The following is a 23,296-nucleotide window of genomic DNA, read 5'->3' as shown; positions in this document are numbered from 1 at the left end:
CCTGCGAATTAATATATTTTTGGATATAATCCAAAAAATAATAAATTAAAAAGAAGATTTTATTGGAGAAAAAATGAACATAATAGAAGGAAAATTAAGATTAAAAGGTGATGAAAAAATCCTTATTATCAATGGAAGATTTAATCACATTATCACTGATAGATTAGTTGAAGGTGCAAGAGATGCTTTTATTAGACATGGTGGAAATGAAGAGAATTTAGATTTAATTTTAGTTCCAGGTGCATTTGAAATTCCTTTTGCTTTAGAAAAAGCACTTGAAACTGGAAAATATGATGCTGTATGTTGTGTTGGTGCAGTAATTAGAGGAGCAACTCCTCATTTTGATTATATCTCAGCAGAAGCTACAAAAGGTATAGCAACAGTTACTTTAAAATATGGTAAACCTGTTTCAAATGGAGTATTAACAACTGATACAATTGAACAAGCAATTGAGAGAGCAGGTTCTAAAGTTGGAAATAAAGGTGCAGAAGCAATGGTAACTATCATTGAAATGTTAGATTTATACAATGAGTTAGGAAAATAATGGCAACAAGAACACAAGCTAGAGAATCAGTTATAGGATTATTATACGCAGTAGATTTAGGAAATGATGGAATTATTAAATATGTGGATGATCTTTTAGAAGATAAAAAGATTAGAAATAAACAAAAAGATTTTGCATTAAATCTTTTTAATGGGGTTATAAATAATTTAGAAGTAATAGATAATGAAATACAGAGTCATTTAAATCAAGGTGGCTTAAATGATTTAGGAAATGTAGAAAAAGCAATTTTAAGACTTGCTGTATATGAAACACTTTTTGAAAAATTAGATAAACCTATTATTATAAATGAAGCAATTGAACTTGCTAAAAGACTTGCAAGTGATAATGCACCTAAATTTATTAATGGTGTGTTAGATAAAGTTAAAAGGGCATAATTGTGAAATTATGTATATCATTGGATTTACCTACTGCAAAAGAAAATTTAGAATTAGTAAAAAAAATAAATAATGAAAATATAACTGATAATGTTTGGTTAAAAGTTGGATTTAGAAGTTATATAAGAGATGGAAAGGCATTTTTAGAACAATTAAAACAAATAAATTCTAATTTTAAAATATTTTTGGATTTAAAACTTTATGATATTCCAAATACTATGGCAGATGCAGCTGAAGAAATATCAAAGTTTGGAATAGTTGATATGTTTAATGTTCATGCAAGTGCAGGAACAGAAGCTATGAAAACTGTAATGCAAAGAATAAAAGATATTCCAAATAGACCATTAGTATTAGCGGTAACTGCACTTACTTCATTTGATAATGATAGTTTTAAAGCTGTATATAATGAAGATATAAATACAAAAGCAACACAGTTTGCAATAGATACATATATATCTGGAATAGATGGTGTTGTTTGTTCTGCATATGAAAGTAAAGATATAAAAAATAGTACTTCAAAAGATTTTATAACTCTTTGTCCTGGTATTAGACCTTTTGGTGAAGATTCAGGTGATCAAAAAAGAGTTGCAGATATAAATTTTGCAAAAGAAGAGTTAGTTGATTTTATAGTTGTGGGAAGACCTATATATAAAGCAAATGAACCAAAAGAAGTAGTAGAAAAAATATTAAAACAGATATAAATAGTCAAATTTTATAAAATTTGACTATTTTATAAAAAATATCAAAAAATTTAAGTGGAAATTAAGTGTGTAACCATTATAATTCCCATCCAGTTTTTAAGGAACTACTTAAAAGCTAAACGAATTATGGACAGATGGGTGAGTTGGCTGAAACCACTTCCCTGCTAAGGAAGCGTACTGGTAACGGTACCGAGGGTTCGAATCCCTCTCTGTCCGCCATTTATTAAAATAAATAATGAGAAAGTGGGTCATTAGCTCAGCTGGTTAGAGCACTCGGCTCATAACCGAGTGGTCGAAGGTTCGAGTCCTTCATGACCCACCATACGCGGGAGTAGCTCAGTTGGCTAGAGCTTCTGCCTTCCAAGCAGATTGTCGCGAGTTCGAGTCTCGTCTCCCGCTCCATTATTTTATTTTAAGTTTTGATTGATATAATTTCAATCCAATTTTGCGGGAGTAGCTCAGTTGGCTAGAGCTTCTGCCTTCCAAGCAGATTGTCGCGAGTTCGAGTCTCGTCTCCCGCTCCATTATCATATCGCGGAATAGAGCAGCCAGGTAGCTCGTCGGGCTCATAACCCGAAGGTCACAGGTTCAAATCCTGTTTCCGCAACCAAAATTAATAAAAAATCTTTATATGTCAAGGTAGCTCAGCTGGCTAGAGCGCTGGTCTCATAAGCCGGAGGTCGAGAGTTCAAGTCTCTCTCTTGACACCACATATAAAGCTGGTGTAGCTCAGTTGGCTAGAGCAGCTGATTTGTAATCAGCAGGTCGGGGGTTCAAGTCCCTTCACCAGCTCCATTGTTGGGGTATCGCCAAGCGGTAAGGCAACGGTTTTTGGTACCGTCATTCGCAGGTTCGAATCCTGCTACCCCATCCACTTTAATACTTCAAAAATAATCAAAAATTCAATCTATATTTGTTATACTAAAATAAAAAAATTAGGATTAATATTTGATATTTAAACTTAAAAATTTAATCTATTTATTATTTATTTTATTTCATTTTCAATATTCATTTGCCAAAGAACTAGATAAGGTATCTCTTCAATTATCATGGTTTGATCAATTCCAATTTGCTGGATATTATATTGCAAAAGAAAAAGGTTTCTACAAAGATGTTGGCATGGATGTTAAAATTAAAAAATTTGATTTTGGAATAAATGCACCTGATGAAGTACATAATAAAAAAGCTACTTTTGCAGTAGGGCGAGAAACTTTACTTTTAGATAGAAGTAATAATAAAAATATAGTTGCTTTATATGCCTTATTTCAAGCTTCCCCTTTAATATTGCTCTCTTTAGATAACACAGGAATTAATTCAATTAGAAATTTTGTAAATAAAAGAATTATGACTACAATTGATGATGCTAGTGAAGTATCAATAAAAGCAATGATAAGCTCACAAAAAGTTGATTTTAAAAAATTAAACTTTTTAAAACATTCTCATAATATTATGGATTTAGTAAATAAAAAAACAGATGTTATTTCTGCATATATTTCTAAAACACCTTATGATTTACAAAAAATGAATATTGGTTATAATGTTTTTTATCCAAAAGATTTTGGATTTGATATGTATAGTGATTTTTTATTTACAAGTGAATATGAAATTAAAAATAATGAACAAAGAGTAATAGATTTTAAAAATGCTTCTTTAAGAGGTTGGGAATATGCTTTTTCAAATATTGAAGAAACAGCAAAACTAATATTTGAAAAATATAATGAACAAAATATCTCTTTAGATGCTTTAATATATGAAGGAAAAGAACTTAAAAAATTAGCATACTATAAAAATGCAAATTTAGGTGATATAAAAAAAGAGAAAGTTCAAAGAATTTTTGATTTATATAATGTAATGGGACTTACAAATAAAACAATTTTAATTTCTGATTTTATATATGATAATAATTATAATTTATTTACAAAAGGTGAAAAACAGTATATAAAAAATAGAAAAGAAGTTAATATTTGTATAAATCCTAATTTAATCTCTTTAGAAAAAAATGGTAATGAAGAGTATCAAGGGATTTTAAAAGATATTGTAGAACTATTACAAAAAAGTAGTAATTTAAAATTTAATTTAGTAAATACTTCTTCTTGGAATGAATCTATATCTTTTATTAAACAAAAAAAATGTGATTTATTATCTTCTGCTTCTTTATTTTCAATTTTAAAAGATGATTTAGTATTTACAAAAAAATATATAGATATTCCTTTGGTAATTGCTACTAAAAAAGATGTTTCTTTTATTGATAATATGAGTTCTTTAAAAGATAAAAAAATAGGCGTTGTAAAAGATATTACTTTTATACAGTTTTTAAAAAAAAGATACCCAAAACTAAATATAGTAGAAGTTGATAATGTTCAACAAGGATTAGAAAAAGTATTAAAAGGAAAACTATTTGCACAAATTGATACAATTGCTACTATTTCAACTCAAATTCAAGAATATTATTTAACTGATATTAAAATTTCTGGAAAAATAAAAGATAATTTACCTTTATTTTTAGCAGTTAAAAAAGATGATAACTTTTTAAAAAATATTTTAAATAAATCTATTGATTCAATTGATGATTTTGAAAAACAAAAGATTATTAATAAATGGATAAGTATTGAATATAAAAAAACTTTTGATTATTCTTTAGTTTGGAAAATTTTACTGTTCTTTTTTATTGTTTTTCTAATTTTACTTTATAGACAAAGATTATTAAATAAGATAAATGAAGTATTAAAAGAAAAAGTTGATGAAAAGACAAAAGAACTAAAAAAATTAAATGAATCATTAGAAAAAAGAGTTGAAGAAGAAGTTGAAAGAAATAGAGAAAAAGATAGACTACTTTCTCAACAAATAAAAATGGCTGCTATGGGAGAAATGCTGGAAAATATTGCTCATCAATGGAGACAACCTTTATCTATTATTTCTACTACAGCAAGTGGTATCGCAATGCAAAAAAATGCTGATATTCTAGATGAAACAAAACTTATAGAGTCAATGGATACAATAAATGAAACTGCACAATACTTATCTAAAACAATTGAAGATTTTAGAAACTTCTATGAACCAAATAAATCAATTGTCTTTTTTAATATTAAGAATGTATATTTTAAAATTAAAAATATTATAAACTCTAAATATGAATCTATAAATATTAATATTATTGAAAAAATAGAAAATGTTGATTTAGTAGGTTTAGATAGTGAGTTAATTCAAGTAATAATAAATCTTTTAAATAATTCAAAAGATGCTTTAGAATTAAATAATAAAGAAGATAATAGATATATTTTTGTAGATATATATAAAAGTAAAAAAGATTTGATAATAGAAATAAAAGATAATGCAGGTGGAATAAGTGAAGATATAAAAGATAGAATCTTTGAACCTTATTTTACTACTAAGCATAAGGCACAAGGAACAGGCATTGGTCTTTATATGAGTCAAGAGATAATTACAAAACATATGAATGGAGAAATAAGTGTAGAAAATATCTCTTATACTTTTGAAAACAAAGAATTATATGGGGCTTTATTTAAAATAAAAATTCCTCAAAAAATGCAAGCATAAGTAATATAAGTATTTAAAAGACCATAAAATATAGATAAAGTAAATAAAAATAGAGATACAAGATAGAAAGAAATTAAAAAAGTTAAAAATTTAAGTTAGAATTTAGGAAAAACCCTTGACAAGGGGTAAAAAATCTATTATAATTCCCGTCCAAATTCGCTGGAACGCTTAAGAAGCGGGAGAGATAGAAATTGAGTTCTTTAAAAACAAAAAGTTTATAAGAAAAGTAATCTTTATAAACTGAATATATATGACAATGAAAAACAAGAAGAATAGAAAATTCTTCGTCTATAACAAAAATTTAATTAATTAATTTTAATTAAAAAACAATGAGTGATAATTTTGTAACAAATAGAGTTACATAATTAGTCAGTTTCAAACACTTTTTGGAGAGTTTGATCCTGGCTCAGAGTGAACGCTGGCGGCGTGCTTAACACATGCAAGTCGAACGAGAACGGGATATAGCTTGCTATATTTGTCAGCTAAGTGGCGCACGGGTGAGTAATGTATAGGTAACATGCCCTTTACAAGGAAATAACAGTTGGAAACGACTGCTAATGTCCTATATGCCTTTAATACTAAAGTATGCAAGGGAAAGATTTATCGGTAAAGGATTGGCCTGTATTGTATCAGTTAGTTGGTGGGGTAATGGCCTACCAAGACAATGACGCATAACTGGTTTGAGAGGATGATCAGTCACACTGGAACTGAGACACGGTCCAGACTCCTACGGGAGGCAGCAGTGGGGAATATTGCACAATGGGGGGAACCCTGATGCAGCAACGCCGCGTGGAGGATGACACATTTCGGTGCGTAAACTCCTTTTATATAGGAAGATAATGACGGTACTATATGAATAAGCGCCGGCTAACTCCGTGCCAGCAGCCGCGGTAATACGGAGGGCGCAAGCGTTACTCGGAATCACTGGGCGTAAAGAGCGTGTAGGCGGATCGATAAGTCAGGAGTGAAATCCTATGGCTCAACCATAGAACTGCTCTTGAAACTGTCAATCTAGAGTATGGGAGAGGTAGATGGAATTTCTGGTGTAGGGGTAAAATCCGTAGAGATCAGAAGGAATACCGATTGCGAAGGCGATCTACTGGAACATAACTGACGCTGAGACGCGAAAGCGTGGGGAGCAAACAGGATTAGATACCCTGGTAGTCCACGCCCTAAACGATGTACACTAGTTGTTGCCATACTAGATATGGCAGTAATGCAGTTAACACATTAAGTGTACCGCCTGGGGAGTACGGTCGCAAGATTAAAACTCAAAGGAATAGACGGGGACCCGCACAAGCGGTGGAGCATGTGGTTTAATTCGACGATACGCGAAGAACCTTACCTGGTCTTGACATAGTAAGAATATTTTAGAGATAGAATAGTGCTAGCTTGCTAGAACTTACATACAGGTGCTGCACGGCTGTCGTCAGCTCGTGTCGTGAGATGTTGGGTTAAGTCCCGCAACGAGCGCAACCCTCGTCGTTAGTTGCTAACAGTTCGGCTGAGAACTCTAACGAGACTGCCTACGCAAGTAGGAGGAAGGTGAGGACGACGTCAAGTCATCATGGCCCTTACGACCAGGGCTACACACGTGCTACAATGGGGTATACAAAGAGCAGCAATACGGTGACGTGGAGCAAATCTCAAAAATACCTCCCAGTTCGGATTGTAGTCTGCAACTCGACTACATGAAGTTGGAATCGCTAGTAATCGTAGATCAGCTACGCTACGGTGAATACGTTCCCGGGTCTTGTACTCACCGCCCGTCACACCATGGGAGTTGATTTCACTCGAAGCAGGGATGCTAAGATAGCTACCTTCCACAGTGGAATCAGCGACTGGGGTGAAGTCGTAACAAGGTAACCGTAGGAGAACCTGCGGTTGGATCACCTCCTTTCAGAGAAAAAACAGATTAAGATTCAATTCTTAATCTGAAAGTCAATATATTCAGTTTATAAAGATTATTTAAAGATAGGTGAAAGGGGCCTATAGCTCAGCTGGCTAGAGCGCTCGACTGATAATCGTGAGGTCACAGGTTCAAGTCCTGTTAGGCCCACCATAAGAAAGATAATCTTTATGGGGAATTAGCTCAGCTGGGAGAGCGCCTGCCTTGCACGCAGGAGGTCAGCGGTTCGATCCCGCTATTCTCCACCAACTTATAAATAAAAAAGAAGAAAATAAGGTGAGAAAAGAAACTTAATATAAGAACTAAAAGAGATTAGTTTTTATATTAGGTTTAAAAAACCTAAAAGTTATTTAAAAACACAATGTTAAAGTCTTTAAATTTTTCGAAAGAGTTTTATTGAAACGAAAGTTTTAATAAAAAATAAAATTTCAAAAAAGAAAACACAACTATCTTATGTTTAATAAGATAGTAGCCAAGGAATAATTATCAAAGGTAGATTAAATAGGAATATTTAATTTATACAAAGAAAGCTATTAAGGGCTAATGGTGGATGCCTAGACTGTAAGAGGCGATGAAGGACGTACTAGACTGCGATAAGCTTCGGGGAGCCGTCAAGAGGCATTGATCCGAAGATTTCCGAATGGGACAACCCAGCATAATGAAGATTATGTTACCCTACGGGGGGCTAACCTGGTGAAGTGAAACATCTCAGTAGCCAGAGGAAGAGAAATCAAACGAGATTCCGTAAGTAGCGGCGAGCGAACGCGGAAGAGGGCAAACCCTATGCTTGCATAGGGGGTTGAAGGACCATAATAAGAGACTAAAGATGATAGTAGAAATAGTTGGAAAGCTATAGCATAGAAGGTGATACTCCTGTATACGAAATTATCAATAGCTCAAATGGTATCCTGAGTAGGTCGGAACACGTGGTATTTTGACTGAAGCCGGGGGGACCACCCTCCAACCCTAAATACTACTTACAGATCGATAGTGAACAAGTACCGTGAGGGAAAGGTGAAAAGTACTCCAGCGAGGAGAGTGAAATAGAACCTGAAACCATTAGCTTACAATCATTCGGAGCCCTATGTTTTAACAGGGTGACGGACTGCCTTTTGCATAATGAGCCTGCGAGTTGTGGTATCTGGCAAGGTTAAGTCAAGTACGAAGCCGTAGCGAAAGCGAGTCTTAATAGGGCGACTAAGTCAGATGCTGCAGACCCGAAACGAAGTGATCTATCCATGGGCAGGTTGAAGCTGGTGTAAGAGCCAGTGGAGGACCGAACCGATAGGCGTTGAAAAGCCTCCGGATGACCTGTGGATAGGGGTGAAAGGCCAATCAAACTTCGTGATAGCTGGTTCTCTCCGAAATATATTTAGGTATAGCCTCTAGAAGTAGCATGTAGGGGTAGAGCACTGAATGGGCTAGGGCTGCTCACCGCGGTACCAAACCCTATCAAACTTCGAATACTACATGTGGAATCTAGGGAGTCAGGCGTAGGGTGATAAAATCATATGTCGAGAGGGGAACAACCCAGACTAACAGCTAAGGTCCCAAAGTTACATCTAAGTGGAAAACGATGTGGAGTTACTGTGACAACCAGGAGGTTGGCTTAGAAGCAGCCATCCTTTAAAGAAAGCGTAACAGCTCACTGGTCTAGTGATTCTGCGCGGAAAATATAACGGGGCTAAGATGTACACCGAAGCTTTAGATTCATATTATATATGAGTGGTAGGAGAGCGTTCTATTCAGCGTAGAAGATGTACCGGTAAGGAGCGTTGGAGCGGATAGAAGTGAGCATGCAGGCATGAGTAGCGATAATTGAGGTGAGAATCCTCAACGCCGAAAACCCAAGGTTTCCTACGCGATGCTCGTCATCGTAGGGTTAGTCGGGACCTAAGTCGAGTCCGAAAGGGGTAGACGATGGTAAATTGGTTAATATTCCAATACCAGCATATAAGCGCGATGTGGGGACGCATAGAGTTAATCGAGGTCACTGATGGAAGTGTGGCTCGAAGGAAGTAGGTTGATACTTAGGCAAATCCGGGTATCACGAGACCGAGATCTTACAGGCCGAACAATCTTTTAGGAGAGCGTTTGGAATCGATGATACTGTCGTGCCAAGAAAAGCCACTAAGTATATTATATGTTGCCCGTACCGTAAACCGACACAGGTGGGTGGGATGAGTATTCTAAGGCGCGTGGAAGAACCCTGGTTAAGGAACTCTGCAAACTAGCACCGTATCTTCGGTATAAGGTGTGCCTCCTCTGGTATATGAACTTGCTTCAAAAAGCTAGAAAGGTTGCAACAAAGAGTCCCTCCCGACTGTTTACCAAAAACACAGCACTTTGCTAACACGTAAGTGGATGTATAAGGTGTGACGCCTGCCCGGTGCTCGAAGGTTAACTGATGATGTTAGAGCAATCGAAGCATTTGATTGAAGCCCGAGTAAACGGCGGCCGTAACTATAACGGTCCTAAGGTAGCGAAATTCCTTGTCGGTTAAATACCGACCTGCATGAATGGCGTAACGAGATGGGAGCTGTCTCAACCAGGGATCCAGTGAAATTGTAGTGGAGGTGAAAATTCCTCCTACCCGCGGAAAGACGGAAAGACCCCGTGCACCTTTACTACAGCTTGACACTGTAGCTTGGATATTCATGTGCAGGATAGGTGGGAGGCTAAGATGACTAGACGCCAGTAGAGTCGGAGCCACCCTTGAGATACCACCCTTGAATATTTGAGTTACTAACTAGGTAGAGTAAACCTCTACTAGGACAATGTCTGGTGGGTAGTTTGACTGGGGCGGTCGCCTCCTAAAAAGTAACGGAGGCTTACAAAGGTTAGTTCATGGCGGATGGAAATCGCCAGCTGAGTATAATGGCATAAACTAGCCTGACTGTGAGACGTACATGTCGAGCAGAGACGAAAGTCGGTCATAGTGATCCGGTGGTTCTGAGTGGAAGGGCCATCGCTCAAAGGATAAAAGGTACGCCGGGGATAACAGGCTGATCTCCCCCAAGAGCTCACATCGACGGGGAGGTTTGGCACCTCGATGTCGGCTCATCGCATCCTGGGGCTGGAGCAGGTCCCAAGGGTATGGCTGTTCGCCATTTAAAGCGGTACGCGAGCTGGGTTCAGAACGTCGTGAGACAGTTCGGTCCCTATCTTCCGTGGGCGTAGGAAAGTTGAGGAGATTTGTCCCTAGTACGAGAGGACCGGGATGAACGTACCACTGGTGTACCAATTGTTCTGCCAAGAGCATCGTTGGGTAGCTACGTACGGATGAGATAAGAGCTGAAAGCATCTAAGCTCGAAGCCAACTCCAAGATGAACTTTCCCTGAAGATCCCTCTAAGACTAAGAGGTTGATAGGCTAGATGTGTAATCAATGAAAGTTGTTTAGCTGACTAGTACTAATAGATCGTTTGGCTTTTTTTTTACAATTCTTTGGTTTACTATCTTATTAAATATAAAAGTTGTGTAAAAGACTTTAACAAAAAACTCACAAAGTTGAGTGTTAAGAATAGAAGAACTATTTTTATCACTCAACTTGCTGGTGGATATAGCGAAGTGGAAATACCCAGACCCATACCGAACCTGGAAGTCAAGCACTTCAGCGCTGATAATACTGCAGCTTTCAGTTGTGGAAACGTAGGTCTCTGCCAGCTCTTGAGTTTTTTATATAACAATTTAGCCTTTATCTAAGTCAATATTTACTGTTGATTTCGATAGAGGCTTTTTTTTTACCTTGTTTTTTTATATATATTTTACTTTTATCTTTGATTACTAGAAAAAGAGCCAGACTTTATTGAAGCCAAAAATAGGAAGATAATTTTCGAGAAAGCCTGAGGATTGTTTGAAATAAAAAGAGTGATAAATTCACTTTTTTTATAAGTTCCGCAAGGCAGAAAATTAGAATAATATTTTTGGGAAGCATTTATGCCTTCAATAACTTGTCTGGGAGTTTCTTTGTACCTTTCTTTACGGATAAAGAAAGGTAATTAAAAAAAGAAATATAAAAAGTTTTATTCTCTTATTGTATTTTCTACTTATAAATATATATTTCAATAATTAATATTTAGACTAAAATACTTTTTTTTTATAAAAAAAGTAAACAAAAAAAATCGTTCGCTAGATGAAAAATTACGCTAAATCTTTTTTTAAATCCTAAAATTGTAAGACTCGGCAAATTCTTGCCTCAAACAAGTTACAATTTCTTTACGAATTTTAAAAAATATTCTTTACGCTATTTTTCAAATGCTCACCCTTTTATCTAGTAATTTAACTTTAATGAAATAAAAAGTATAAGCTATAACTTATAAAAATCACTCTTTTTATTTCAAACAATCCTCAGGCTTTCTCGAAAATTATCTTCCTATTTTTGGCTTAAATAAAGTCTGGCTTTTTTCACAAGAAGGTTTTTATTTGGTTGTTTTTTTATATGAGGATTAATCTTATAATAAAGATAATTGTCATATGTTAATATGCTATTAATATAATCAAGCTATAATATATATTATACTTAAGGAAAATATATGAGTGATAGACTACATGAGATAATCGGTCAAATAGGCGTTTTTCATAATGAATTTATTGCAAATGGAAAAATAAAAGATGCTGATATTATCTTAGATGAATTATCTACGCAAGAAGAAGATTTACAAGAACACTATTTTAAACTATTATTACAATATTACTTTCAACAAAATGATATTGAAAATGTAAAAAAACTTCTTTTAGCAGGTTATAAATTTGAACTACGAATGGAAGATATTCAAGAAGCCTTTTGTAATATAAAATCTGGAAAAGAGAATGTTATTGAATTTTTAGATGAAAGTGTTGTATTTTTTAAAGATACTAATTTTGAAAAACCACTTGAAGTTATGTATAAATACTATAATTCTAATGAAGAAAATAAAGTAAATTTAGAACATGCAATAAATATTATTCAAAAAAATAGATATATTTGTGCTTTTGCATATAAGAATAGAACAAGAGATTTTGCAAAACTTTTCTTAAATGAAGAATTATGTGAAAGTTTAAAAAGAGACCTTCCTTATTTATTTAATTAGATAATTACACTAATAACTAATGCTAAAAATAAACCTACTATTACAGTAATCATTGTTGAAAAACTAAACATTTAATACACCTTAATTTTTAAAGGTGTATTATACTTTTTGGATATAATAAAATCGTGACATTTATAAAATTTAATAGCAAAATAATATAATAAAATTAAAGATTGGAAATTGAAGTTTGAAAATAGTACATTTTAGTGATACTCATTTGGGATTTAATGATTTAGATGTTTTAACAAGTGATGGAATAAATCAAAGGGAAGCTGATTTTTATAAGGCTTTTGATGATATTGTAAAAAAAATAGAAGTAATTAAGCCAAACTATATTATACATACTGGTGATTTATTTCATAGAAGTAGCCCAAGTAATAGAGCTATTTCTTTTGCTTTAGAAAAATTTAATCAGCTAAATAATTTAAATATTCCCATAATTTTGATTGCAGGAAACCATTCAACTCCAAGAACAATTCAAGCAAAACCTATTTTATCAATTTTTAATAACTTTCAAAATATTTTTTGTGCTTATTCTTGTAAATATGAAAAGTTTGAGTTTAAAGATATAGTATTTCACACTATTGCTCATTTAAATGATGAAAATAGCATATATAAGCATTTAGAAACTTTAGAAAATAGTATAAGTAAAACTAAGAAGAATATAATGATGCTTCATTGTAGTGTAGGAGCTAGTTTTCTAATGAGTGAATTTGGTGAATTTGTTTATCCTAAAGAAAAAGAGTATCTATTTGAAAAAATGGATTATGTAGCTTTAGGACATTGGCATGGTTTTTCTAAAGTAGGCAAATTTAATAATGTATATTATAGTGGAAGTAGTGAAAGAACTTCTTTAGGAGATAAAAGAAATAATAAAGGGTTTATTTTAGCTGATTTAACTAAAGAGTTAAAAGTTGAATTTCATAAGATTAAAATAAGAGATTTCATCTCTTTTGAAATAGATGCTTTAACTTTTGATGAGCAGTTAAATAAAATAGAGCCTGAAAAATATAAAGGTTTTATTATTGAAATTATAATTAAAAATTTAACTGCTTTAAAATCAATTGATATTTCAAACCAACAATTAAAACAATATTTTAATCAAGCCTTACAAGTTGTTGTAAAAAGAGAATTTATAAAAGAAGAAAATCAAGTTTTTGAAGATATTCAAGCTATTAGTTTAAAAGATTATTTTACTGAATTTTTAGAAAATAGTTGTAGTAGTGAAGAGTTTAATAGATTAAAATTAAAAGCTGATGAGTTATTTGCTAAGTATGAGGAGAATTATGATGATTCTATCTAGGCTTAGTTTAAAAAACTTTAAAAAGTATAAAGAGTTTTCTTTAGAGTTTAATGATGGATTAGTCGGAATAATAGGTAAAAATGGCAGTGGCAAATCAACTATTTTTGAAGCTATTTGTTTTGCTTTATATGGAAAACTAAAAAATAATGATTCAAAAGAACTTATAAAAAATGTAAATGCCAATGAAAAAGAAGAAGTAAAAGTTGAATTAGAGTTTGAGTTTGATGAAAATATTTATATAATTCAAAGGGAATTTAGAGGTAAGAATTTAGTAGCATATGCAAAATTTTTTAAAAATAATGAATTAGTTGTAACAGGAGCCAAAGATGTTACAACAAGTATAATAACTCTTATTAAGATGAATAGAGATGCTTTTCTTCATACATTATTTGCTTCTCAAAAAGAACTTACTAGTTTAAGTAGTTTGGATAATGAACAAAGAAAAAAGATGATTAGAAAACTATTAGGTTTAGAAAAAATAGATTTAATAGAGAAGTTTTTACAAGAAAATATCACAGATTTAAATAGAGATATAAAAAGTTTTTCTTCTTTTTTATTAAGTATTGAGCAAATTGATGAATACAACAAATTAATTAAAATTCATAATGAAGTATTAAAAACTCTTCAAGATAAAATATTATTTAGACAAAAAGAGCTTGATAAAGTTAGGCAAAAAGAAGAGACTTTAAAAAAGCAATTGGAAATTTTTGAAAAGATAAAAGAACAAAAAAATAGTTTAGATTCTAAAATAAAAGTAAATAGCTCAAAAATACAAAGTATAAAAGTAAGTAATACAAAGTTGCAAGAAGAACTTACTATTTTAAATAATAAAAAAATTGAGTATGAAAAATCTAAAAATATTAAAACTTTATATATAAAATTACAAGAAAAAATAAAAGAACAAGAGGCTTTAAAAGAAAAATATCTAAAAAAAGAGGGGTTAATAAAACAGCAAGAGGAATTAAGACACTCTTATAAAAATCAAAAGGAACAAATAAAAACTTTAGAAGATGAACTTATTTTCTTGCCAAGTTTAGAAAAAGAAGAAAAACAATTAAAACAAGATATTGAAATTACTCAAAAGCAGTTACAAGATAAAAAAATAAGTGAAAGAGATTTAAGAGATAAAATTGCTGGTGAACAAAAGATAATAAATGATACAAATGAAAAAATACAAACTATTAAAACCTTAGGTAAAAATTCAAAATGTCCTACTTGTACTAGGGAATTATTAGAAGATTATGATAAGGTTTTAGATTCTTTATATTCTCAAATTGAAACTAATAATAAAAAAAATATTTTAGTTTTTGAAAAACAGTTAAATGAATATGTTTCTAAAATACAATTAAAACAAACATATCTTGATAGTTTAATTTTAAAAGAAAAAGAGCTACATAGTAAAATAACTCTACTTAATGATAAAAAAAAGGCTTTAATAAATTCAAAAGCTTATTTAAGTGATATAGAATTAAGGGGAAAAGAGAATAATGAACAAATAGAGCTTTTAGAAAAATATATCTATAAAGAACAAGAACATAATAAATTAAAGCAAGAGTTTGAAGAAGTAAAAATAAAGTATGAATATATATTAAGTTTAGAAGTTCAACTTCAAAGAGAAGAAAGTTTACTTAAATCTATAAGTGAATATAAAAAACAAGAAGAGATATTAGCTTTAGAATTAGTAAAACAAAAAGAAGAGTATGAAAAGATTTCTTATAATGAAAAAGAGTATTTTGCTTTAAAAGAAGAATATCAAAAAAATTTAAAAACGAAAGAGGATTTTTTAGAGCTAATTCATAATAAAAAATTAGAAGAGTCAAAAATAAAAGGTGAAATAAACTCTATTAATAAAAAGCTAGAAGAAAATGAGTTTCAAAAAACAAAACTTCAACAAAAAATAGAGGATTTAAATGATTATACAAAATTAAAAATCACTATGGGAGAATTTAAAACTAAAATAAATTCTAAAGTTGCTCCAAAAATCTCTCAAATTGCTTCTTTAATGTATTCAAAAATCACTAAAGGAAAATATCAATTAATTGAGGTTTCAAATGACTTTGATTTTTATATTTATGATGATGGTAAAAAATATCCAATTGAACGGTTTAGTGGTGGGGAAGTTGATTTGGCAAACTTAGTTTTAAGAATAGCTATTTCAAAAACATTAGGTGAATTAAATGGAACTTCACAAATAGGATTTTTAGCCTTTGATGAAGTTTTTGGTAGCCAAGATGAAAGTAGAAGGCTTGAGATTTTAGAAGCTTTTCATACAATTAAAGAACAATATAGACAAATATTTTTAATAAGCCATGAAATGGAGATAAAAGAGATGTTTGAAAAGGTTATAGAACTTTAAGAAGTAGCTGTTGCTACTTCTTAACTTAAAAAGGCTTTTTTAAAAAAATTAGTTATCTTTGAAGGATCCCATGAAGTGATAACAAAAGTTGAGTTTAAATATCCATATCCTAATAGTTCTTTTTCAATTTCAAAACCTCCAAATTTTGAATATAGTTTAAAGTGTTCTTTACTAATTACAGAAATTGTTGCATCTATTGGGTTATTTTTTAAGATTAAATAAATACCTTTTGTAAGATTTTTAAACTCCAAATTTAAACCTTCTGTTTTATGTTTTACAGTTAGTCTTGAAACTTCTCCAATTTTTGAATATTTATTTTTTATATAACTCATATTAATTTTTTCTTCAATTGGCAATTTTTTTTCTGAATCAAAAATTAGTCTGCATGTTCCTGTAATTTCATTGTTTATTTTAGTATAGATAATTGCTGAATTAAAATCATAGTTATCAAAATTTAAGCCTTCAATTATTTCTGGAAATTCATTATTATAATTTAGTTTTGTATATACATCACTTCTTAGTTTAAAGATTTCTATTAACTCTTCTGCTGTTGTAGTTAGAAAAAGATTTTTATGACCTTCTTCCCAGATAATTTTTTTATTGAAAGCTATACAGTTTTCAATTACTTCTTCTAAAAAAGCTCTTTTTCTAAAGATTTCTAAAGCCATTTGTTGCTGTTTTATAAAAGTATCAGGAAGATACTCAACTTCTGTTTGAATACTTTTTTTTACTAATTCTTGCAGTTGATTTAGTGAACTATTTTTATTTATGTAGAACATATTTTCTTTCCTTATGTTAAAGTTAAAATATGTTAAAAAAACAGTGTCAAGAATAGCGTCACAAGTGGAATATAATAGAGATTAATAATTAGAAAATGTATAAAAAGAAAGGATGTAAATTAAGATTTTAATTTACATCCAAAAGATTGGATAGTTTCGATTAAATCAGCTTGAAGTTTTATTCTAAGTCTATAAAGCAAAGTTCTTAAAGAACTATTTGAAACTGGGCCATCAGGCCAGACTTCATACTCAATAGTTTCAAAGGAGACTAGATTACCTTTAGCTTCCACAAGAAGATTAAAAAGCTTTTTTTCTTGTTTACTTAATTTTATAGGTTCTTCATTACAAAAAAGGTGATTATTTATTAAATCATATGAAAATTGTTCATTTATTTTTACTAAACATTTTTCTTGTTTAATTTTTGTTTGAGCTATCAAAAGGTTTGTTTTTAAATCTTCTCTTTTAAAGGGCTTTGTTAAATAAAAAATTGGGTCAAGTTTAATTGCTTTACTTAGTGTTGTATTATCTGAAAATGCTGTAAGGAAAATAATAGGAATATGTTTTATTTTTTGAACTTCTTTTGCAGTTTCTATTCCATCTTTACTATTTTCTCCTAAATCAATATCCATAATTGCAATATCTGCTGGATTTGATTTCATACTATTTATTGCTTCTTCAAAATTTGAAGTAGTATCAGTAACACCATATCCAAGTTTTTCAACTGTTCTTTTTATTTCAAAAGCAACAATACTATTATCTTCTAAAATTAATATTTTAAGTTTATACATTTGCCCACCTAATTTCTACTTTTACTTTATTTTTAGAGTCTATATCTATATTTCCTTTTAATTGTTCTTTTGCAAGGGTTTTAATTAGAATAAGTCCTAATGAATTTGTTGGTTTATTTTGGTCAAATCCTACTCCATTATCTTCTACAATTAAAATATATTCATTATTTTTTTTATCAAGTAAAATATCTATATTTCCTTCTTTATTTTTAAAGGCATGTTTAAAAGAGTTTGATATAAGTTCATTAAGTATTAATCCACAATATATTGCTTGACCCATTTGTAGATTTGTTTTTGTATTAAGATTTATATTTACTATGCTGCTATAACTTTGTCTTACTTCATCTATTAGTAACTTAAAATATTTATGTGCATCTACATCTACAATATTTTCTTGCATATATAAAAGCTCATGTAAATGTCCCATTGCACTAATTCTATTTTGAATTGTAATTAGTACATCTTGAAGTTTTTCATCTTCAATATCATCACTTTGAAGTCTTATTAAAGAGACAATTGTTTGCATATTATTTTTTACTCTATGATTAAGCTCTTTTAATAAAAGACCCTTCTCATCTAAAGCTATTTTTAAATCTCGTGTTTTTTCATTTACTTTTTCTCTTAATCTTTTTTGCTCATTTTTTTGTTGTAAAATTAATTTTTTATTTGCTTCTTCTTTATCTTTTTGTAGTTGTTTTATTCTATCTGCTAAAGCAACAGAGAAAATAATTGCTTCTAATACTAAAGAGATTTCTATATAATATGGAAATTTTGTAAAAATATTTAATATGCCAACACTTGATAAATACATAAACATACCTGCTGTTAGAAATATAAACCATCCAAAAAGTACAAAATATGCTTGTCTATTTTTTTTAAAAGCTGCATAAACAGTAATAACTACTAAAAAAATAAGTAAAATAACAGAGAAAATATTTCTATATTTATTAAGTTCATCTGTAATTAAAAAAATTGTTAATAAAAAAGGAAAAGCAATTAAATAGATATTTAAAATTTTGTTAAAAATAGGGTATTGTGATGTTCTTAAAAAACTTTTTGTAAAAAGAGCTAATGCTAGTGCAGGAAAACCTACGATAAAAGTTGCATATTTTATAAAATCCATTAGAAAATAGTGAGGAATTAAATAGACATTTGTAACTCCCACATACATTAAATGATGAAGCATAATCCCAAAAATATATAAAACATAATATAAATAACTTCTATCTTTTGTAAAAAAGAAAATAAATAAATTATATAAGCCTAAAATTGACATTGCTCCAAAAAATAAAGCAAGTATTACTTGATGATGTATCTCTTCTTCATAAAACTTATTATTATCCCAAAGATTTAATTTTACAATTAAAGTAGTAATATATGAAAAACTTTTAATATAGTAAGTAGCTGTTTGTTTGGGTTCTAAAGTTATTTTAAAAATAGGATTAATACTTTTTCTATCTTTTGTTATATGTTTTAATCCTTCATTGTGTGGTTTGTAATTATTAGTTGAAGAATAAAAAGTAATATTTGTTGTAAGTGCATTATCATATTCAATAATTTTATGTAAAGTTTTTTCACTTTTATTATGCAGCTGAATTTTTATCCAAACTGTAAACTTTGGAGAATAGCCAAATCCTAATAACTTTTCATTATTATTTTTAAATTGGATATTATTATTTAGTATTTGTTTTATAGATAAAGTATTTTCATAATCCAAATAAATAGAACTTTTTGATAAAAGTTCTTCAAAATCGGTTTTATCATCGATTTCTATAACTTTCCCAAAAGAAAAAGTAACTAAACAAAGCAATAATAATAGTCTATAAATATACATGAAAAAACCTATAATTATTTAGTTATATTATACTCTAAACTAAATTATTATCATTTGAATAAAACTTCTGAATTGTGACGTGAATTGTGACATTAAAAAGTTATAATCTTTTAAATTAAAAGATTTTTAATACAGGTTGTATTTATAAAAGATTTAAATAGGTCTTTTTTTAAAAGTAAATAATCTTGGAGAGACTATGAGTAGTAATGAAATTATAGAAAATATTATTGATGAATTCAACTTTTATGTTAAAAAAGCATTTGAAAATGAAGTGGAAGGTAAAATTATATCTATTAAAAAAGATAGGAATAATAGAAAAAAAGATTTAATTTTAAAATTTGAAAAAGATAATAAAATATACCTTTTATCATTAAATATTATAAAAATAAAAAAAGAAGAAAAAGATTTAAATTTAAATATTTCTTTTACTTATGAAGATTCAAATTTTATGCAACTTTCAATTTTAAATTTAAAAAAGTCATATGAAGATTTAAAGAATATGATACCTGTAATGATGCCAAGATATATCTGTTTTGCAAGAATTATTGATGATAGTTTTAAAAGTTTAAATGATATTTTAATTTTGGATACTATTAAAGTAATTGATTTTTTTGAAAAAGAAAAAATTTCTACTAATTTGAATTTAGATTTAGAAAAATTAAAAGAGTTAAATTTAATATATAAATATAATAAGTTTGATAATTTGAAAAAAAATTATATTTTAGAAAATAGTGATATTTTATATGCAAGTAGAGAAAATAACTATGAAGAGATAAAGCAAATGGAAGATTTTATAATAGAGCTTGAAGAGAACTCTTTTGCTAAATATATTGAATCACTTTTTTATAATTCAAAAAAAGCCTATTGTACCATAGAAATATATGATAATATCTCTTTAGAAATACAAAATTATTTAAAAATCTTAGCTTCAAAATATATAAAAAAATTTATTTTTACTAATTGTGAAGAGATAGTATTAGTAAATTGTTAATATTCTTAATATAAAATTGCAAAAATTTTATATTAAGAGGTTAATTTGATAAAAAATCTAATTGAATCAAAAAAGTTTCAAAACTTTATTGTTTTTTTAATAATACTTAATGGAATTACTTTAGGTTTAGGTACTTCTACTAAAATAGTCTCTTCTTATGGTACTATTTTAGAGCTTATTGATAGAGTAATAATTTCTATTTTTACAATTGAAATTATATTAAGAATTTATGTGCATAAAGCTAAATTTTTTAAAGATTCCTGGAGTCTTTTTGACTTTTTTGTAGTTGCAATTTCTTTAATTCCTGCAAATGATGGTTTATCAATTTTAAGAGTTCTTCGAGTTTTAAGACTATTTAGGCTTTTAACTATAATTCCTCAAATGAGAACTATAATAGGAGCACTTATAGGTGTAATTCCTGGAATTGCTTCTGTTTCTATGGTTTTATTACTTTTCTTTTATGTTTTTGCAATAATGGCTACAAATCTTTTTGCTAATACTTTTCCTCAATGGTTTGGAACTTTAGGAGAAAGTATGTATACTCTTTTTCAAGTTATGACCTTAGAGAGTTGGTCTATGGGAATAGCAAGACCAATTATGGAGCAACATCCTTATGCTTGGATATTCTTTGTAATATATATTTTAGTTGTAACTTTTATTATGGTAAATTTATTTATTGGTTTAATTGTGGATGCAATTTTTACAATTAAAGGTACACAAAATGAAGAAAAATCTGAAGAACTAAAAGAAATACAATCTTTAAAACTTCAACTTGAAGAGTTAAAACAACTTATAATAAAACAAAATGGCAAAGAGTAATGATAATTTTAGATTTTGAAACAAATAGTTCTAGTGTTGGTGATGTAATAGAAGTAGCAGCTGTAAAAATAAATGAAGATTATAAGGTTTTAGATAAGTTTCATAGATACTATCTTTCAAGATACCCTGTTAATCCTTACTCTTATGCTATTCATAGATTAACTCCTGAGTTAATCTTAGATTATAGAAAAGATAAGTCTTATGCTTCTTATTTTAGTGAAGATGAAGATTTCTTTTCTTTTTGTAAAGGAAGTGATACTTTAATTGCTCATAATATCTCTTTTGAATTAAGGCATTTAAATAAAAAAATATATTTTAAAAATCACATTTGTACAATGAGAGAAAATAAATATATTTTAAATTTAAAAGATGCAAGAGGTAATATAAAAAATCCAAAGCTTAATGAAACTTGTAACTTTTATGGAATAGAGTTTGATAGCAAAAAACATCATACAGCTACATATGATGTTACTAAAACATATGAGATTTTAAAAATAATGAACTATTTTAATAAGATGAGGTATTAAGAGTTTAACTCTTCTTCCTCTTCTATTTCTTCTTCTATACTTTTTTTCTCTTTTTTATTATGTGCTTTAGAATATCTTTTAATACCTTCTAGCTCATAATTTATGGCATTTACTGAAATAGAAATTTCATACAATGCAATAAATAAAGATAAAGTCATAGCAACTAAGCTAATCCCAAAAAGAAGCTCTCCAGCAAAGTTTTGTTCTAAAAAAATCAAAAACATAGAAATTGTACAAAGTATTAATGATAATACTCCATATATTTGCATAGCTTTTATTAAAGAAACTCTTTTTTTTAGATTTCTAATTTGTTTTGAAGCCTTTGGAACTTTGCCATCTCTTGCATTTGCACTAAGACCTCTTATTAGTTGTCCTGTAGTTAAAAATCTATTTGTATAAGCTAATAACAGCAATGAAATGGCAGGAAAAAGTAAAGCTGGTGTTGTTATTTCTATATTAAGTGAGCTCACTATTTTTTCCTAAAGTTTCTATTTGCATCTCTTTTTGTTGTTTTTTTAGATTTTACTTTTTTTACAGGTTTTTCAACTTGTTTTTTCTCTGTTAATTTTTTCTTTTTCTTTTTAAAGCCTCTTGGCTGTTTTTCTGTTAATTCAAACCCTTCTAAAACTACTCTTTTAAAAGTAATCATTAAATCTTTTTCAATTTCTTCTAATTGTTTATACTCTTTGGCACAAGCTAAAGTAATAGCAACTCCATTTTTCCCAGCTCTTCCAGTTCTTCCCACTCTATGTGTAAAATCATCTGTACTTTGTGGTAATTCATAGTTTACAACATAAGGAAGTTCTTGTATATCTATACCTCTTGCTGCTATATCAGTAGCTACTAAAACCCTGATTTTTCCACTTTTAAAATCTTTTAATGCTTTTGCTCTTGCACTTTGTTTAATATCTCCATGAATACAAAGAGTTTTTAGTCCATCTAAATTAAAATGTTCTGCTATTTCATCTGCTGTTTTTTTCATATTTACAAAAACTAAAACTTGTTCATAATTTTTTGAGCCAATTAAAAATGATAACATTTCTGTTTTTCTAAAACTATCAACTTTATAAGCAGTATGCTCAATAATATCTACTCTTTGTCTAACATCTGTAAGCTCAATAACACAAGGAGTCTTTAAAAACTTTTTTGCAAGCTTTTTTACATTTTGAGAAATTGTTGCAGAGAACATTGCAATTTGTCTTGATACTGAAACTTTTTGTAAAATCTTTTCAATTTCTTCTAAAAATCCCATTTCAAGCATTGTATCTGCTTCATCTAAAATAACTCTATTTACACTTGAAATATCTAAAACTTTATTTTCAATAAAATCAATTAATCTACCTGGTGTTGCTACAATTATATCTACACCTTTTTGTAATTTTAAAGCTTGTTGTTTATTACTTTTACCGCCATATGCAACTGCACTTTTAATATCTAAATATTTTGATAAATCTTTTATATTATTTGAAATTTGATTAACTAATTCCCTTGTTGGAACAACAATTAAAACTCTAGGTACTCTAGGTTTTTCATAATCTATTTCATTTTTTAATAGTTCTAAAATAGGTAATAAAAAAGCAGCAGTTTTCCCTGTCCCACTTTTAGCAGCAGCTATTAGATCATGTTTATTTAAAAGTTTTACAATAGCTTTTTTTTGAATTGAAGTTGGATTTTCATATCCTAAATCATTTATCGCATTTAAAATTTCTTCCGAAAATTGT

General features: G+C 29.3%; 15 protein-coding genes, 10 tRNA genes and 3 rRNA genes. 23 read left to right on the top strand and 5 right to left on the bottom strand.

Going from position 1 to position 23,296, the window contains the following annotated elements; genetic code table 11:
• Positions 1-73 precede the first annotated feature (73 nt).
• The 20 genes from ribH (at position 74) to AMYT_RS09970 (ending at position 15,837) form a co-directional block, all read left to right on the top strand.
• Positions 74-544, top strand: coding sequence for a 6,7-dimethyl-8-ribityllumazine synthase (ribH, locus tag AMYT_RS10065; RefSeq protein ID WP_114842405.1), 471 nt, complete (start codon positions 74-76; stop codon positions 542-544).
• Positions 544-939 carry a transcription antitermination factor NusB gene (gene nusB / locus AMYT_RS10060; RefSeq protein ID WP_114842404.1) on the top strand — a complete coding sequence of 132 codons (396 nt, stop codon included), beginning with the start codon at positions 544-546 and terminating at the stop codon, positions 937-939. The genes ribH and nusB overlap by 1 nt, the downstream gene beginning before the upstream one ends.
• A 2-nt stretch (positions 940-941) precedes the next feature.
• Positions 942-1,640 (top strand): orotidine-5'-phosphate decarboxylase, encoded by a 699-nt coding sequence (gene pyrF / locus AMYT_RS10055; RefSeq protein WP_114842403.1) that lies wholly within the window; start codon positions 942-944, stop codon positions 1,638-1,640.
• A gap of 128 nt (positions 1,641-1,768) precedes the next feature.
• A tRNA-Ser gene (locus AMYT_RS10050) sits at positions 1,769-1,859 on the top strand.
• 26 nt (positions 1,860-1,885) lie between these two features.
• Positions 1,886-1,962 (top strand) — tRNA-Ile (locus tag AMYT_RS10045).
• Positions 1,963-1,965: 3 nt separating this feature from the next.
• Positions 1,966-2,042 (top strand) — tRNA-Gly (locus tag AMYT_RS10040).
• 45 nt (positions 2,043-2,087) lie between these two features.
• Positions 2,088-2,164 (top strand) — tRNA-Gly (locus AMYT_RS10035).
• A gap of 9 nt (positions 2,165-2,173) precedes the next feature.
• Positions 2,174-2,250 (top strand) — tRNA-Met (locus AMYT_RS10030).
• 23 nt (positions 2,251-2,273) lie between these two features.
• A tRNA-Met gene (locus tag AMYT_RS10025) sits at positions 2,274-2,350 on the top strand.
• Positions 2,351-2,358: 8 nt separating this feature from the next.
• Positions 2,359-2,435 (top strand) — tRNA-Thr (locus tag AMYT_RS10020).
• Positions 2,436-2,439: 4 nt separating this feature from the next.
• Positions 2,440-2,514 (top strand) — tRNA-Gln (locus tag AMYT_RS10015).
• Positions 2,515-2,588: 74 nt separating this feature from the next.
• On the top strand, positions 2,589-5,198 hold the full coding sequence (locus AMYT_RS10010) for an ABC transporter substrate-binding protein (protein ID WP_114842402.1): 2,610 nt from the start codon (positions 2,589-2,591) through the stop codon (positions 5,196-5,198).
• Positions 5,199-5,581: 383 nt separating this feature from the next.
• Positions 5,582-7,098, top strand: a 16S ribosomal RNA gene (locus tag AMYT_RS10005).
• An 85-nt stretch (positions 7,099-7,183) separates the two neighbouring features.
• A tRNA-Ile gene (locus AMYT_RS10000) sits at positions 7,184-7,260 on the top strand.
• Between the two features lie 19 nt (positions 7,261-7,279).
• Positions 7,280-7,355, top strand: a tRNA-Ala gene (locus AMYT_RS09995).
• 275 nt (positions 7,356-7,630) lie between these two features.
• Positions 7,631-10,544: ribosomal RNA gene (locus AMYT_RS09990) — 23S ribosomal RNA — on the top strand.
• A 114-nt stretch (positions 10,545-10,658) separates the two neighbouring features.
• Positions 10,659-10,774 (top strand): 5S ribosomal RNA (rrf, locus tag AMYT_RS09985).
• Together the 16S, 23S and 5S rRNA genes with 2 tRNA genes alongside form the textbook arrangement of a ribosomal RNA operon.
• An 867-nt stretch (positions 10,775-11,641) precedes the next feature.
• Positions 11,642-12,178: a hypothetical protein gene (locus tag AMYT_RS09980; protein ID WP_114842401.1), complete on the top strand. Its 537-nt coding sequence runs from the start codon at positions 11,642-11,644 to the stop codon at positions 12,176-12,178.
• A gap of 187 nt (positions 12,179-12,365) precedes the next feature.
• Positions 12,366-13,481 (top strand): metallophosphoesterase family protein, encoded by a 1,116-nt coding sequence (locus AMYT_RS09975; RefSeq protein WP_114842400.1) that lies wholly within the window; start codon positions 12,366-12,368, stop codon positions 13,479-13,481.
• Positions 13,465-15,837 (top strand): AAA family ATPase, encoded by a 2,373-nt coding sequence (locus AMYT_RS09970; protein ID WP_228197857.1) that lies wholly within the window; start codon positions 13,465-13,467, stop codon positions 15,835-15,837. The genes AMYT_RS09975 and AMYT_RS09970 overlap by 17 nt, the downstream gene beginning before the upstream one ends.
• 20 nt (positions 15,838-15,857) lie before the next feature.
• Here AMYT_RS09970 and AMYT_RS09965 read toward each other — a convergent pair whose 3' ends face one another.
• The 3 genes from AMYT_RS09965 to AMYT_RS09955 all read right to left on the bottom strand — a co-directional run bounded on the left by AMYT_RS09965 (position 15,858) and on the right by AMYT_RS09955 (position 19,238).
• Positions 15,858-16,616 carry an N-acyl amino acid synthase FeeM domain-containing protein gene (locus tag AMYT_RS09965; RefSeq protein ID WP_114842399.1) on the bottom strand — a complete coding sequence of 253 codons (759 nt, stop codon included), beginning with the start codon at positions 16,614-16,616 and terminating at the stop codon, positions 15,858-15,860.
• Positions 16,617-16,735: 119 nt separating this feature from the next.
• Entirely contained in the window at positions 16,736-17,404 is a 669-nt protein-coding gene (locus AMYT_RS09960; protein ID WP_114842398.1) for a response regulator, read from the bottom strand.
• Entirely contained in the window at positions 17,397-19,238 is a 1,842-nt protein-coding gene (locus AMYT_RS09955) for a 7TM diverse intracellular signaling domain-containing protein (protein ID WP_114842397.1), read from the bottom strand. The genes AMYT_RS09960 and AMYT_RS09955 overlap by 8 nt, the downstream gene beginning before the upstream one ends.
• 196 nt (positions 19,239-19,434) lie before the next feature.
• On the opposite strand from AMYT_RS09955, the gene AMYT_RS09950 reads away from it, so the two are divergent.
• The 3 genes from AMYT_RS09950 to AMYT_RS09940 are packed head-to-tail and all read left to right on the top strand — an operon-like array spanning position 19,435 to position 21,575.
• Entirely contained in the window at positions 19,435-20,229 is a 795-nt protein-coding gene (locus AMYT_RS09950) for a hypothetical protein (protein WP_114842396.1), read from the top strand.
• A gap of 45 nt (positions 20,230-20,274) precedes the next feature.
• Positions 20,275-21,048 (top strand): ion transporter, encoded by a 774-nt coding sequence (locus tag AMYT_RS09945; protein ID WP_114842395.1) that lies wholly within the window; start codon positions 20,275-20,277, stop codon positions 21,046-21,048.
• Positions 21,048-21,575 (top strand): 3'-5' exonuclease, encoded by a 528-nt coding sequence (locus AMYT_RS09940; RefSeq protein ID WP_114842394.1) that lies wholly within the window; start codon positions 21,048-21,050, stop codon positions 21,573-21,575. The genes AMYT_RS09945 and AMYT_RS09940 overlap by 1 nt, the downstream gene beginning before the upstream one ends.
• Here AMYT_RS09940 and AMYT_RS09935 read toward each other — a convergent pair.
• Positions 21,572-22,045 (bottom strand): DUF2721 domain-containing protein, encoded by a 474-nt coding sequence (locus tag AMYT_RS09935; RefSeq protein ID WP_196779008.1) that lies wholly within the window; start codon positions 22,043-22,045, stop codon positions 21,572-21,574. The two genes, AMYT_RS09940 and AMYT_RS09935, sit on opposite strands and share 4 nt — an antisense overlap.
• On the bottom strand, positions 22,045-23,235 hold the full coding sequence (locus tag AMYT_RS09930; protein ID WP_114842393.1) for a DEAD/DEAH box helicase: 1,191 nt from the start codon (positions 23,233-23,235) through the stop codon (positions 22,045-22,047). Before AMYT_RS09930 ends, AMYT_RS09935 begins: the two co-directional genes overlap by 1 nt.
• Between the last annotated feature and the right edge of the window lie 61 nt (positions 23,236-23,296).

It is taken from the genome of Malaciobacter mytili LMG 24559, assembly GCF_003346775.1.
GTDB lineage: Bacteria > Campylobacterota > Campylobacteria > Campylobacterales > Arcobacteraceae > Malaciobacter > Malaciobacter mytili.
Note: the sequence above shows the minus strand (reverse complement) of the source record. Positions and strands in the feature narration are given on the sequence as shown.

Excerpts from the sequence above, each read along its gene's own strand:
- AMYT_RS09960 (WP_114842398.1), bottom strand. The coding sequence starts at position 17,404 with ATGTATAAACTTAAAATATTAATTTTAGAAGATAATAGTATTGTTGCT.
- AMYT_RS09965 (WP_114842399.1), bottom strand. The coding sequence starts at position 16,616 with ATGTTCTACATAAATAAAAATAGTTCACTAAATCAACTGCAAGAATTA.
- AMYT_RS09980 (WP_114842401.1), top strand. The coding sequence starts at position 11,642 with ATGAGTGATAGACTACATGAGATAATCGGTCAAATAGGCGTTTTTCAT.
- nusB (WP_114842404.1), top strand. The coding sequence starts at position 544 with ATGGCAACAAGAACACAAGCTAGAGAATCAGTTATAGGATTATTATAC.
- ribH (WP_114842405.1), top strand. The coding sequence starts at position 74 with ATGAACATAATAGAAGGAAAATTAAGATTAAAAGGTGATGAAAAAATC.
- AMYT_RS09940 (WP_114842394.1), top strand. The coding sequence starts at position 21,048 with ATGATAATTTTAGATTTTGAAACAAATAGTTCTAGTGTTGGTGATGTA.
- AMYT_RS09970 (WP_228197857.1), top strand. The coding sequence starts at position 13,465 with ATGATGATTCTATCTAGGCTTAGTTTAAAAAACTTTAAAAAGTATAAA.
- AMYT_RS09950 (WP_114842396.1), top strand. The coding sequence starts at position 19,435 with ATGAGTAGTAATGAAATTATAGAAAATATTATTGATGAATTCAACTTT.
- AMYT_RS09955 (WP_114842397.1), bottom strand. The coding sequence starts at position 19,238 with ATGTATATTTATAGACTATTATTATTGCTTTGTTTAGTTACTTTTTCT.